Annotated in this window: 14 protein-coding genes; 3 read left to right on the forward strand and 11 right to left on the reverse strand. The window is 30.4% G+C overall.

The annotated features are described in order from the left end of the window. Positions 1–226 precede the first annotated feature (226 nt). From I6U51_RS08205 to I6U51_RS08225, 5 genes are all read right to left on the reverse strand, one after another. Complete coding sequence (locus I6U51_RS08205) at positions 227–562, reverse strand: single-stranded DNA-binding protein (protein ID WP_211142200.1); 336 nt, start codon at positions 560–562, stop codon at positions 227–229. Positions 563–865: 303 nt separating this feature from the next. Then, on the reverse strand, positions 866–1,225 hold the full coding sequence (locus I6U51_RS08210) for a hypothetical protein (protein WP_211142201.1): 360 nt from the start codon (positions 1,223–1,225) through the stop codon (positions 866–868). Positions 1,226–1,233: 8 nt separating this feature from the next. Then, positions 1,234–1,905: a Fe-Mn family superoxide dismutase gene (locus I6U51_RS08215; RefSeq protein WP_211142202.1), complete on the reverse strand. Its 672-nt coding sequence runs from the start codon at positions 1,903–1,905 to the stop codon at positions 1,234–1,236. A gap of 160 nt (positions 1,906–2,065) precedes the next feature. Then, on the reverse strand, positions 2,066–3,127 hold the full coding sequence (locus tag I6U51_RS08220; protein ID WP_211142203.1) for an HD-GYP domain-containing protein: 1,062 nt from the start codon (positions 3,125–3,127) through the stop codon (positions 2,066–2,068). A gap of 250 nt (positions 3,128–3,377) precedes the next feature. Further along, positions 3,378–3,554: a YjfB family protein gene (locus I6U51_RS08225; RefSeq protein ID WP_211142204.1), complete on the reverse strand. Its 177-nt coding sequence runs from the start codon at positions 3,552–3,554 to the stop codon at positions 3,378–3,380. Positions 3,555–3,994: 440 nt separating this feature from the next. On the opposite strand from I6U51_RS08225, the gene I6U51_RS08230 reads away from it, so the two are divergent. Then, entirely contained in the window at positions 3,995–4,507 is a 513-nt protein-coding gene (locus I6U51_RS08230) for a rhodanese-like domain-containing protein (protein ID WP_211142205.1), read from the forward strand. A 63-nt stretch (positions 4,508–4,570) separates the two neighbouring features. On the opposite strand, the gene I6U51_RS08235 is transcribed toward I6U51_RS08230, so the two are convergent. After that, on the reverse strand, positions 4,571–6,349 hold the full coding sequence (locus tag I6U51_RS08235; protein ID WP_211142206.1) for an aminopeptidase P family protein: 1,779 nt from the start codon (positions 6,347–6,349) through the stop codon (positions 4,571–4,573). A 314-nt stretch (positions 6,350–6,663) separates the two neighbouring features. Between I6U51_RS08235 and I6U51_RS08240 the strand changes: the two genes are divergently transcribed. Next, positions 6,664–7,095 carry a nucleotidyltransferase domain-containing protein gene (locus I6U51_RS08240; protein WP_211142207.1) on the forward strand — a complete coding sequence of 144 codons (432 nt, stop codon included), beginning with the start codon at positions 6,664–6,666 and terminating at the stop codon, positions 7,093–7,095. Then, positions 7,079–7,540 carry a HepT-like ribonuclease domain-containing protein gene (locus tag I6U51_RS08245; RefSeq protein ID WP_211142208.1) on the forward strand — a complete coding sequence of 154 codons (462 nt, stop codon included), beginning with the start codon at positions 7,079–7,081 and terminating at the stop codon, positions 7,538–7,540. Before I6U51_RS08240 ends, I6U51_RS08245 begins: the two co-directional genes overlap by 17 nt. 523 nt (positions 7,541–8,063) lie before the next feature. Here the strand turns inward: I6U51_RS08245 and I6U51_RS08250 are convergent. The 5 genes from I6U51_RS08250 to rfbD all read right to left on the reverse strand — a co-directional run bounded on the left by I6U51_RS08250 (position 8,064) and on the right by rfbD (position 12,699). Continuing rightward, positions 8,064–8,993 (reverse strand): flagellin N-terminal helical domain-containing protein, encoded by a 930-nt coding sequence (locus tag I6U51_RS08250; RefSeq protein ID WP_211142209.1) that lies wholly within the window; start codon positions 8,991–8,993, stop codon positions 8,064–8,066. A 362-nt stretch (positions 8,994–9,355) separates the two neighbouring features. After that, on the reverse strand, positions 9,356–9,892 hold the full coding sequence (locus I6U51_RS08255; RefSeq protein WP_211142210.1) for a DUF8042 domain-containing protein: 537 nt from the start codon (positions 9,890–9,892) through the stop codon (positions 9,356–9,358). 114 nt (positions 9,893–10,006) lie between these two features. Continuing rightward, on the reverse strand, positions 10,007–11,062 hold the full coding sequence (locus tag I6U51_RS08260; RefSeq protein WP_211142211.1) for a glycosyltransferase: 1,056 nt from the start codon (positions 11,060–11,062) through the stop codon (positions 10,007–10,009). Between the two features lie 118 nt (positions 11,063–11,180). Further along, positions 11,181–11,738 (reverse strand): dTDP-4-dehydrorhamnose 3,5-epimerase, encoded by a 558-nt coding sequence (gene rfbC, locus I6U51_RS08265; RefSeq protein WP_211142212.1) that lies wholly within the window; start codon positions 11,736–11,738, stop codon positions 11,181–11,183. Between the two features lie 79 nt (positions 11,739–11,817). Beyond that, on the reverse strand, positions 11,818–12,699 hold the full coding sequence (gene rfbD, locus I6U51_RS08270; RefSeq protein WP_211142213.1) for a dTDP-4-dehydrorhamnose reductase: 882 nt from the start codon (positions 12,697–12,699) through the stop codon (positions 11,818–11,820). Positions 12,700–12,704 lie beyond the last annotated feature (5 nt).

Here is a 12,704-nt window from a genome sequence, read left to right on the forward strand (position 1 = left end):
CTGTGCTCAGTTCGGACCAACATATCAATTACCATTGATACGTTGCTCGTGAAAAGCCATTTAGGCTTTTCACCAACTTAAAGTTCTAAGGTTCTCTTAAACCCCTTCACTAAGACTGGCACAAAGTTTTTAAATCTACTTCAGCTTTGGAAACATATCCCTCTGTATAAGCTAACTTTCTAGCTACTTTCCCTATATTTAGAAAGTTCTAGACACACTATTCCTGCTAAACTGCACTTTCTTTTTTGCTATCTAAGAATTGAATGCCATCCGCTTCGACTTGGGTAATATATTTTTTATTTCCACTTTCTTCAGTATAACTTCTTGTAATTATCTTTCCACTTACCCCTATAAGTTTTCCCTTAGTAAGATAAGGACTGATTTTTTCTGCATGATTACTCCAATAAACAACAGAAATAAAATCTGCATCTTTTTCTCCATCTTTATTTGAAAAGTTTCTATTTACCGCAAGTATAAATTTAACTACACCTCTTGTACCATCATCAAGCTGCATAAAGTCAGCGTTCTTTGTAAGTCTTCCTATAAGTACTACTTTATTCAAAATTTTTCCCTCCTAATCTGTTTTCTATAATTATGTCCAAATTAGGAGGGCTTAAACGACTAATAAGAAAAATGCGAAGCATTTTTTAGAGGACAATTGACAGAGGACAGAGGACAGTGAAGGTAAGTTTTCTTCTTTACGTCAGAAAACTAATTTATTTTTGACCTCGTTTCACTAATGTGAAACATCGGCTTATAATATAATTAAAGATTTTTCGTAGTGTAACGTAGAAAAATCCTCCTTCACTGTCCTCTGTCAATTGTCCTCTGTCCTCTAAAAAAATTACGTCGTAATTTTTTTATTTTATTGCTTACTTCCGCATTTATCGCAAAAATAAGCCTTTTTATCTATTAGAGTACCACAGATTCTACATTCCTTTTTATCCTTTAACTTAAGAATTTTCTTTTTAATTTTTTCCTTTTCTTTTTCTAACTTTTTAATTTCTTCACAGTGCTCTATTATTTTTTTAGGGTTATCCTCACCGCTCTTATACATTTTATATATTTTTTTGCCTATTTCCATGCATATTTCATTTATAGCCTTATCACAGGATGCCATAGACAGCGATAAATCTGAGTACTCAATTAAATCTTGAGATTTTTTAACAGCTATATCTGCATTTTCTTTAAGAGACATTTTTATAAGCTTTAGTTTATCACTCATAGACATCTTTAATCTTCATCATCCTTAATAGTCCACATTGGATATATAGATGGATTTTCTACATGTCTCACGCTGTCTACTGCAGATTTGATCATATCGTATTTTTGCAGACGACCATTAACTATTCTCCAATTTATACTTTTTATAAATGTATCAATGTATTTACTTCTATCTGTTCCAAAATCCATAAAATATGCATGTTCGTAAACATCCATAACTAATAGAGGATATGAATCCCACACTGCTCCAACATCGTGAGCATCTGAACCAAAAACATGAAGCCTGTTATCGAGAGGATCAATGGCAAGTATAGCCCATCCCCTGACTGCTAATCCTACATTTTTAAAGTATTGAAGAAAGTTTTCACAACTGTTAAAGTCTCTTTTTATTAGCTTAATTATTTCTCCTGTTGGATTATTAAATCCTCCTGTCATGTTCTGAAAGTAAAGCTGATGCAATTTTACTCCATTAAGAGCAAAGGTTTCTCCTAGTTTTAAGCTTCTCATTTTGCTATAAGTAGTATTACTGTCCTTAAACTCCTTTGCATCATTTGGTATATTCCATATTTCATTTATTTTTGATACATAGCCTTCATATAGTTTGTAATGTTGCTGAAGCTGTTTTAATGTTATACCTTGTACAGATGAAAAATCATATTCTTTTGGTGTTAGTTTAAACACTTATATTTCTCCCTGTAATATTAATTCATAATAATTATATTCAGCTACTAAAAAAAAGGTACCTAGATTAGAAAATTTCATATATGCCTTAACAGGAAAAATGCCTCAATTACTTAGAAAGTAATTGAGGCATCTACATTTGCAAAGAATTAGAATCTATCTAAACTACACTTTTTACTACTAAATTTATGCTTTCTACCAAGTCGATTTCATAAGGCTCTATATCATTTCTTGTTTCAGTGTCATATATAACTCTTATTACAGGCCTATCAGGGAAATTTTCATTCTGCCTTACTACATATCCTTCAACATCATTTGATAACTTAACACAGCAGCCTAGAGGATAAACTGAAAAGGATTTTCTAAATACCTTGACTATTTCTTCATCAAAAATTGTACCACTTCCTGCTAATATTAACTCATAGGCATCATTTGGACTAAAAGTTTTTTTATAATCCCCACTATTTGCTATAGTATCATACACATCACTTATGGTAATTATACGAGCATATTTTGATATACTCTTCCCTTCTAAACCATAAGGATATCCTTTGCCATCCATTCTCTCATGATGTTGTAAAACAGCTCTAACTACTGTACCAGGAATCCTGACATTCTTTTTCAAAATATTGGCTCCTATATAAGGATGTTCCTTAAATTCATTTAATTCTTCTTTTGTTAAATTACCTTCCTTTTCCAATAAACTTTTAGGAAGCTGAGCTTTGCCTATGTCATGCATAACAGCAGCTAGTCCTAACTCTTTCACTGAATAGGAATCCATCTTCATAGCATGCCCTATAAAAGTTGCCATAACACAAACATCTATACTATGTACATAGGTCTTATTATTATTTGTTTGGATGTCGTATAAACTTTTATTTATATCTGCACTTGTGGCTATATAATCTATAAGCTCATCAACAATTTTCTGATAATCTGACATTATCTTTTTATCAGAAACTGCAGTTATATTCTTCATCATTCTTGACATACATTCCATGGTTGTCTGCTTTAATCTGCTAACATTTTCATCTTCTACTTCAACATCCTCTAACCTTTCATCTTCTACATATACATAGAATATTCCCAATTCTCTCATTTTATTAATGTAACTATTATTTAGCACCGTACCTGCTCTTAATAACACTCTTCCATCATTAGTGAATATATTTTTACCTAATACTTCATTTCCTTCTAATCTATTTATAATCTCTAGCTTCATATTTCACCTCGAAAGTTAAATTTGCTAACAAATATTGTTTCTATAAATAATTATACAATTTTTTGTATGAGAACAATAATAGATAATATGACACTATACCCAAATATATGCTAAGTATGTCTCTATTTTTACCTGTAATGCTATAATTATATATTTAATTATACTGCAAATATAATTATAAGTGCACTATTTTTTATAAAAAATGAGCTGCCTTTGAAAGGCAGCTCATTTTCTAATTTTTTATTCAGCTTTATACTCTTATGTCCAAATTCTGTCCTAGATTAGGACTAACTGACTTTTCAAGCATATCTGTCATAGCTTGTGCATTTTCTTTACCTGTATTCATAGCTATTTTCATCACCGCAATACTAGCTTGATCCATTACCTTAGATTGACTCATTACCATTGATGCTCCTGCTATATCCATAAAATACCTCCCATCAAATTATTTAGTAATCTCTTACTATAAATATCGTTGATAAACTAATAATTTGAAGGCCTCTTAATTTTTATTATAAATTTTGTAAAATAATTTACTGCATTTTTGATGGATTTCACTAATTTAGCATAAATTAAACTAATATTTAGATTTCCATCAAAGATATTAATACCTATAGAGAACGCAACCTTTAGTATTTTTCAAGACTTTCTAGTCTCTTTACATAAGTCAACTTGTTACAGTTATATAATTTTCTTATTCAAAAAAGTTATAGAACAAAATTTAACAATAAAAATAATCAATACAATACTCTACCTTATTTTACCATTATTCGTTGACACATTAATCATCAAATGTTATTATGACTACGTTGTCAAAGCCTTTTATTCAATATAAAGGGTTAAAAAGGTTTAATGGGGGAAGATATCATGAAAAAACTTTTATCTTTAACAGCAGTTGCAGTCATGGGGTTATCATTATTATTTAGTGGTTGTGCTAAAGAATCTAAACCAACAGAAACTAAACCAGCTGAAAGTAGTAGTACTAGTAGCACTTCAAGCAATAGCACTTCTAATACTAATGATAAGAAAGATTTCAAATACTATACTGCTGAACAAACAAAAAAGGCTATAGAAGAAAAGAAAGATATAATTTTATTGGATATTCAAGTTGAAAAAGACTTTAAAGAACATCATATTAAAGGTGTTATTCCTACATATGCTTATCCAGTTAAAACTGATGAAGAAAAGGCTAAACTTGAAAAACTATTGCCAACACTTCAAAAATCTAATAATCCTATAGTAATAGTTTGTCCAGGTGGCGCTGGCGGAGCAGAAAGAACTTATGCTTATTTATCAGAAAAAGGGATATCCAAAGATCGTCTATTTATATTACAAAATGGACAAAAAGGATGGCCATACCCTGAACTTCTTGAAAAATAAAATTGTTAATAAAAAGAGAATCTGTACAAATTACTATACAGCTTCTCTTAATTTTACATATGATTATATTTCTCTAGTTTTATGCTTTAACCATACTTTTTCTTCTTCATTTAAGTATGGAGAAAGCTTGTTATAAACTTCTTTATGGTAATTGTTTAACCATGCTCTTTCTTCTGAAGTAAGCATTTCTGGCACTATTCCTTCTAAATCTATTGGGCAGAAGGTAATTGTTTCAAACTTCATAAATTGTCCAAATTCTGTTTCTTCATCCTTAACTACAAGAAGAATATTTTCTGTTCTGATTCCATGTCTGCCTTCTTTATAAACTCCGGGCTCATTAGTTACAATCATGCCTTCTTCAAGTACAGTAGGGACTACATTACAGCGGATAGCATGAGGTCCTTCATGTACATTTAGAAAGAAACCTACACCATGACCAGTTCCACATTTGTAATCTATACCATGCTCCCATAATGGCCTTCTAGCAAGTATATCAAGATTAGTTCCGTTAACTCCGTGTAAGAATCTAGCCATACTTAAATCAATAACACCTCTAACTACTAAAGTAAAGTCTCTCTTTTCTTCTTCAGTAAGAGTTCCTAATACCATAGTTCTAGTTATATCAGTAGTTCCATCTAAGTATTGTCCACCTGAGTCTAATAAGAACATACCCTCTTTTTTAAGCTTATAGTCACTTTCTGGAGTTGCTGAATAGTGCATCATAGCTGCATGTTCTTTATATCCTGCTATAGTAGTAAAACTAATACCTTTATATAGCTCTTGTTCTGCTCTAAAGCTTTCTAATTTATTTGCAGAAGATATTTCACTAATCTCTTCTTTACCTAGGTTATTATCTAACCAGTGTAAAAACTTAACCATTGCTACGCCGTCTTTTATATGGGCATTTTTAATGTTTTCTATTTCAACTTCATTTTTTATACCCTTAATTTTTGTTGTTATATTATCTTTTTCTATAATTTCAATACCTTCATTTAAACCTTTACAAATACCAAAGCTTGTTTTAACAGGGTCCAACATCACTTTACTTTCTTTTGCAAGTGTTTTTAAGTAGTTGTTTACATCTTCATAAGCTTTTATAACAATTCCATCTTGTTCTAATTCTTTTTTAACTTCATCTTTAACCTTCACAGGATTTATAAATAATACAGTTTCTTTTTCTGAAACTACTACATACGAAACGGCTACAGGATTACATGGTACATCAGTTCCTCTAATATTTAAAAGCCATGCTATATCATCAAGAGAGGATAAAACAAGATGAGTAGCTTCATCCTTTTTCATTTCTTCTCTAACCATCCTTACTTTTTCTACTCTTGATTTACCAGCATACTTAACATCATGAACAAAGATTGGCTCTGTAGATATACTTGGTCTATCCTTCCATAATTCATCAATTAAATCATATCTATGTTCTAAGGTTGTTCCTTTTTTTGATACAGCCTTCTCTATGTTTCTAGCTAAAGAAGTTGATAAAACACTTCCATCGAAGCCCACAACTCCATTTTGAGGTACTACTTTTGAAAGCCATGCTTCTATTGTTGGTACTGATGGTTGTCCCATTTTAAATAACTTTATACCTGAGCCTTCTAATTGCTTTTCAGCCTGTATAAAGTATCTACCATCAGCCCATAGACCAGCGTCATCTAGGGTGATTACAGCTGTTCCAGCAGAGCCTGTGAAGCCAGAAATCCACTGTCTACTTTTCCAATGCTCTGCAACATACTCGCTTTGATGGGCATCTGAACTTGGAACTATATATGCATATATTCCCTTTTCCTTCATCTTCTCTCTTAAAGAATTCACTCTTTCTTTAATACTCATAATACAATTCCTCTCCTTTTATAGAGTGTTTAGTTGAAAAATGCATAATAAGAATATACTTAAAATTTCGAACATACTTTTATTATATAATAATTCCAAGTTTTTTCATATAGTTTTACAATAAAAATTTAAGTATAACTATAAAAAATTTCATTTTAATAAAAATAAGTTGATTAATACCAAAAATCATTCATATTTTTTATATTTACTAACATATTAAACTATAATCCTTAAGACGCCTTGATATTTATAACAATATTGCTTTATAATAAATATAAATGAAATGTAAAATAAATATTAAGTAGGTGTCAAATATGAAACTAAACCAATTAATTAATAACTTAAAAAGTGTGAAAGGTATAGTAGCAGTATCCCAATTTGGAAGTTATGGAAGTGACCTATGGATAAAAGATAGGAGTGATATTGATTTAGCTGTTATAGTTGCTCCTGACATTTCATTTATGAATACCTTAGACATGGAAGATGATTTGCTCATTTTATTTAAAGATTATTATGAGTATGATAATATTCATATTACATTTATATTTTTTAATGATTTTTCATCTAAATATGCTAGAATAGCAGTAGACAGTAAAAATATATATGTACTCGATGAGATGTTATGGTTTGATTTTCAACACTATGTATTAAAATTTGTAAGAAATAATGAAGGTTTAGAAAAACGTCTTAAATTAGATGAGCAATTTACTTATTTTGGGGGTATCATTGATGAGTCCTTATTATAAATATAAAAAAGAAAAATTTTTAGAAAAATATAAGAGTGCTGATGAAAGTTTAGAAAATTTAAAAAGTGCTTTGTTTAAATACAGAATAGATAAGGATAAAATAACAAGAAGAGCCATTTTTGCATTTTTCCAAGATTTTGCTGAGTATATTATTGATATGTGCGAAAGTTATATAGTAATTAATGATGGGAAAATCGACAGTAATTTTTCATCTTTAAAACTTATTGAAAAAGCATATGAAATGAATTTTTTTGATGAAACTTTAAAAGAATACTTAGTTAACTGTGTAAAATTAAGAAATAGATATACTCATGATTATTATAAAAGAGAGTTAAGTGAAAAACAAATAGAAGAATTTTGTTTTTCTGAAATCTTATATTTAGAGATATTTTTAGAAAGCAGTAAGGATAATGTAATTTTAACTTATAAAGCTTCTAAAATGTAGTATTTTGCGGAACAATATATGAAAGACTTCCCCGTTAAAATAACAGCTTTTTTTGCTGTTATTTTTAAAGGTGACTATTAATAAACTATACTGCTCTACATACACTGCCAGCTATGTTACTTCTTTTGATGATAAACTTCTCCACTCCATTTTTATGGTATTTCTCGCCTCTCCACACTTTAAGCTCAATTATATACTTAAAACTATTGTAAATTATAACTATATCTAATCTCTTGCACTCTGTGAAAGCGATTCACACCAAATCATAGATTTTGGGCTCTCTGCTTTTCTTCTGAAATTTGAACTTCTTTAAAATTATATTTACTCATATCTTTGTAGGCTGTTCTTGATTTTGAAAGCATATAATCATATATGTACTTTGTTTAAACACAAAAATAAGCATCAACAGCTATTTGTTCAGCCATTGATGCTCATAAAAATTTTACACATCTGAAACGCTTAATATTTTTCTCTACTTAAGAGGCCGCCTCCACTTGGCAAAGAGCTTGTAAATGCCTTTATTCTATAAAGATTTTAACAATTGTAGAACTCCCTCTGCTTGATGATTGGCCTGTGCAAGTATTGCCTGAGATACTTGAAGAAGAATATTATACTTTGCATAATTCATCATTTCTTTTGCAATATCAGCATCTCTAATTCTTGATTCTGCTGCAGTTAAATTCTCTGCAGTGTTATCAAGATAGTTAATTCTATGCTCCAGTGCATTCTGGGTAGCTCCTAGTCTTCCTCTAAAAGAAGATACTTGTTGTATAGCATCATCATATATTTTAATAGCAGCACTAGCATTCTCAGGACTTGAAACATCTAAAGCACACTCTGAATTGCTTCCATTAAGTCCTACATCAGAAAATTTAGCTGTTACTTTTCCATCCTTAGACGTAACACTTGTTCCTGCCTGTCCACTTATATTAAGTGCTTTTGATCTCATGTCTTCTAACTTAATTCCTAAACTTTGCCCTGTATTAGGTCCTATTTGGAGCCTAAGCTCTGAATTAACTCCATCATATTTATAAGCACTGTCATTTAAGAGTTTCATAGTATTAAACTCTGTATTATTTCCAATACTGTTAATTTCCGAAGTTAACTGATTAATTTCTTCTTGTATATTCTTTCGATCTGAATCACTTAACGTACCATTAGCGGCCTGAGTTGCTAACTCCCTCATTCTTTGAAGAATAGAATGAGTTTCATTTAATGCTCCATCTGCAACTTGTATAGCCGAAATACCATCCTGTGCATTTCTTGATGCCTGCTCTAATCCCCTTATTTGAGCTCTCATTCTTTCTGAAATCGCTAACCCTGCTGGATCATCTGCCGCTCTATTTATTCTTAGTCCGGAAGAAAGTCTCTCCATAGCTTTTCCAACCATATTCAAGTTGTATGACATATGTCTATATGCAATCATTGCATTTATGTTATGACCGATTATCATATAACCTCTCCCCTTTTATCCGATGACTACCCGCTCTAATACTCCCTCGCACTCTGCGAAAGCGACTATCACCAAATCACAGATTTGGGATATCTGCTTTTCTCAAAGAGGGAGTAAAGAGCGGCTACGTCACTGGATTCGTTCAACTAAGAATCGGGTGGGGTTGAAACCCCATCTGATTCAAGTTTCCACTTCATTAACCCTTTTACTTTATAAATTTAAGTTACTACGTTATATATAAATATTACCACATTATCTAGTTTTTAGGTATAGTTTTATAAAAACTGTGAACATAAATCATATATAACACCTGCATTATAATAGGCAGAAAAGCTGGCAATTTCTTTTACCTTTCCATAAGGTTAATTATTAATACTTTTGAGAGAATTTTTAACATCATCATAATCCTTTAACATTTTACCATTCACTATTTGTTTTGATTTATTCAAATCTTTATCTTTTACAGCATTATTTAACTCTTGAAAATCTGATTTAAGTAAATCTATTTTTGTTCTTAAATCAGATTTTCTATCTTGAACAAAAAGAGCTTTTTCTATAGAATTTAATGCATCAATAGAATCATTTGTTAAAGTTTCTATATCATTAAAAGTTCCTTTACTTAAGCTATTATCTATATATTTGATTGTCTCACTAATAGTATTTGACAATTCTAATATTCTTCTAGCTTTATCATCCACATCCATTTGTTTTTTATTTTGTTTAATTAATTCGCTATTAAAGTTTTTTTCAGTTCTATTTTCAGCAGCAGCTTTAAAATTTATCTTTGTTGTATACAACTTAACTACACAAGATGTTATAAAAAATATTATACTCAATGTAATCAATATCTTTCGATTAAATTCTTTATTTTTCATATGTTTATTCTGACCTTCCATCATAAATAAAGCCTTATTAAATAATTTAACTCTACTAATGTTAGATTATTTAATTCATTTTCTGCCTTCAATAAAATTTCTTTAGCATCACTTAACGTATATTCGATTAAACCGGAACTAATTTAGTTCTGCCTTCAACCTTTTAAGTGCAGGGCCATAATCACCACACATTCTATAGCACTGTAATGCTTTGTCCTTAACCCCAAGCACATCGTATATAATGCCTGCATTATAGTAAGCAGAAAAACTGGTAACCCCTTCTACCTTCCCATAAGGAAACTTTGTGCAGGCTAAAAAGCTTTCTATGGCTTTTTCAAACATAGCATTATTCATATATATAAGTCCCATAAGGAAAAGAAAGTCTGGGCTATTCTTGTAAACTTCAAAAACATTTTCAAGAATTAGAGCATCAGAATATCGCCCACTATTAATTAAAGAATATCCATAGGTTTCTACTAAGTCATTTGCATATTCTAAAAAATAATCTAAGTCAAAGGATAGAGCTTTTTCAAAATATGAAGAAGCGCCTTTGTAATCTTTAAGCAAATAATATGACTTTCCTAATTGATAATAAAGATATGAATCCTCTTGATTTAAACTAATAGCTGATTTTAACATGTCAATATTTCTTTTAAGTTTGTTAGTCCTATTTAAAACTTCTTTTGTATACCCTATGTGATCCGCTGCTATATCCAATCTCTCAGTTTTATAACTTTGTCCATCTTTAGAAGTAACCTGCTCATGTATTATTCCTTCATAGTGAAAGTGTTTTCTATTGAAGAGTCTATTAACCCATTCTGTATATTTCTTGCTTTCAAAGGCATCTTCCATTATATTTATTCTTCTTATTCTTCCTACTTTGTTTTCATTTAGAGAATTGTTTATAAAAGTATCTACAGAGTATTTAAAAAAGTCAGTAACAACTTCATCTGCATCTAATACTAGTATCCAATCGTTGGATGCTTTTGATATGGAGAAGTTTCTCGCTTTTGAAAAGTCGTTACACCATTTAAAGTCATATATTTTGTCTGTAAATTCTGAAGCTATGGCTTTTGTGTTATCTGTAGATCCTGTGTCTACTATTATTATTTCCTCTATAAAAGGAGCTACCTTGGAAAGGCAGCTTTTTAGATTTGATTCTTCATTTTTAACTATCATACATAAGGTAAGCATACTTTTCTTCTCCTTTTGTTTATGTATTCTTCTTATATTGTCCTAGTTTTTTTAACATATATATTATAAAAGGAAAAATAATAGCAAGTACAGCTGTTATTTTTCCTTTTACTACTTTTTACTGATTATAGTTTTTTATTGTTGGCCACTTTTTATCTTTATCTGATAAAATAATATCCGTACCCTTAATCTTTTCAAAAGGCCACTCTATTTCTATATCTGGATCATTCCAAGCTAAACCACCTTCATCCTGTGGTTGATAAAATTCTGTACATTTATAACAAAACTCTGCTTCCTCTGAAAGAACTAAAAAACCATGAGCAAAACCTTCTGGTATGTATAGTTGTTTTTTATTTTCTTCTGATAAAATAACTCCTATCCATTTGCCATAGGTGCTGCAATTTTTCCTTAGGTCTACTGCTACATCAAAAACTTCACCTTTTATTACCCTAACTAATTTACCTTGAGGATAATTTTTCTGAAAATGAAGTCCACGCAGCACTCCTTTTTTTGATTTTGATTGGTTATCCTGTACAAATTTCATATCAAGCCCTGCTGCTTTAAATTCCCTTTCATTATAGGTTTCCATAAAATAACCACGATTGTCTCCAAAAACATCATTTTCTATTATATATACACCTTGAATTTCTGTTTCTATAAAACTAAACTTGCCCACTAAGCTTTCCTCCTAGTATTTCATAACTTTAAATATATAGATATAGAATCTTACTTTGTCTAAAAATATATTGATTTACTTAATTATTTAAACTCTCAATAAAGGATTTTAGTGCATCTTGCCAGTTTCTCATATGATTTTCAGATATTGAAGAAAGCATCATATTATGGAGAGCTGAAAAACTTGGTCTTTTAGCTGGTCTATTCAATTTATTAGAAGTTATTGGTTTTATTGTACAGTTTATATCTGCATAATCTAGGATTTGTTTTGCAAACTCATACCAACTACACTGCTCTTCTCCGGTACAGTGATACACTCCATATTGATCAGTTAAAGCAAGTTTTAAAATATGATAAGCTAAATCCTCTGCATTAGTTGGATTTCCAACCTGATCGTTAACGACTTCTAAATATCTCTTTTCCTTAGCAGCATTAATTATAGTATATACAAAATTTTTCCCATACTTCCCATAAAGCCATGCAGTCCTAATTATAAAATATCTAGTGCAATATTCTCTTACATACTGTTCACCTAAAAATTTAGTTTTTCCATATACTGTTACAGGCTGTGGTATATCATACTCTTTGTAAGGAACTGCCCCATCACCCTTAAAAACGTAATCTGTAGATACATGAATGAGCTTTGCTCCAACTTTTTCAGCCCACATAGCAAGATTTCTTGGGCCTATACTATTTACTTTAAAAGCCTTTTCCTCATCACTTTCACAGCTATCAACATTGGTATAAGCTGCACAGTTAATTATGATATCTGGTTTAAAATCACATAAAAAATCTAATACCGCTGCTTGATTAGCAATATCCAGCTCTTCAGAATCTAAATATTTAATCTCAGATCTATTATAAACAGGATCTATATCTCCAAGCTCAGATGTTCCTTTTTCAATTATAGAACGTATTTGTTTCCCAAGTTGTCCAGAAGCTCCTGTAATTATCATCTTCATGTTGT

This window comes from Clostridium aciditolerans, from assembly GCF_016316925.1.
GTDB lineage: Bacteria > Bacillota > Clostridia > Clostridiales > Clostridiaceae > Clostridium_AM > Clostridium_AM aciditolerans.

Bases quoted from the DNA above. Each gene is read 5' to 3' on its own strand.
- I6U51_RS08260 (WP_211142211.1), bottom strand. From the start codon at position 11,062: ATGCTTACCTTATGTATGATAGTTAAAAATGAAGAATCAAATCTAAAA.
- I6U51_RS08230 (WP_211142205.1), top strand. From the start codon at position 3,995: ATGAAAAAACTTTTATCTTTAACAGCAGTTGCAGTCATGGGGTTATCA.
- I6U51_RS08210 (WP_211142201.1), bottom strand. From the start codon at position 1,225: ATGAGTGATAAACTAAAGCTTATAAAAATGTCTCTTAAAGAAAATGCA.
- I6U51_RS08240 (WP_211142207.1), top strand. From the start codon at position 6,664: ATGAAACTAAACCAATTAATTAATAACTTAAAAAGTGTGAAAGGTATA.
- I6U51_RS08255 (WP_211142210.1), bottom strand. From the start codon at position 9,892: ATGATGGAAGGTCAGAATAAACATATGAAAAATAAAGAATTTAATCGA.
- rfbD (WP_211142213.1), bottom strand. From the start codon at position 12,699: ATGAAGATGATAATTACAGGAGCTTCTGGACAACTTGGGAAACAAATA.
- I6U51_RS08225 (WP_211142204.1), bottom strand. From the start codon at position 3,554: ATGGATATAGCAGGAGCATCAATGGTAATGAGTCAATCTAAGGTAATG.
- I6U51_RS08245 (WP_211142208.1), top strand. From the start codon at position 7,079: ATGAGTCCTTATTATAAATATAAAAAAGAAAAATTTTTAGAAAAATAT.
- I6U51_RS08220 (WP_211142203.1), bottom strand. From the start codon at position 3,127: ATGAAGCTAGAGATTATAAATAGATTAGAAGGAAATGAAGTATTAGGT.
- I6U51_RS08250 (WP_211142209.1), bottom strand. From the start codon at position 8,993: ATGATAATCGGTCATAACATAAATGCAATGATTGCATATAGACATATG.
- I6U51_RS08235 (WP_211142206.1), bottom strand. From the start codon at position 6,349: ATGAGTATTAAAGAAAGAGTGAATTCTTTAAGAGAGAAGATGAAGGAA.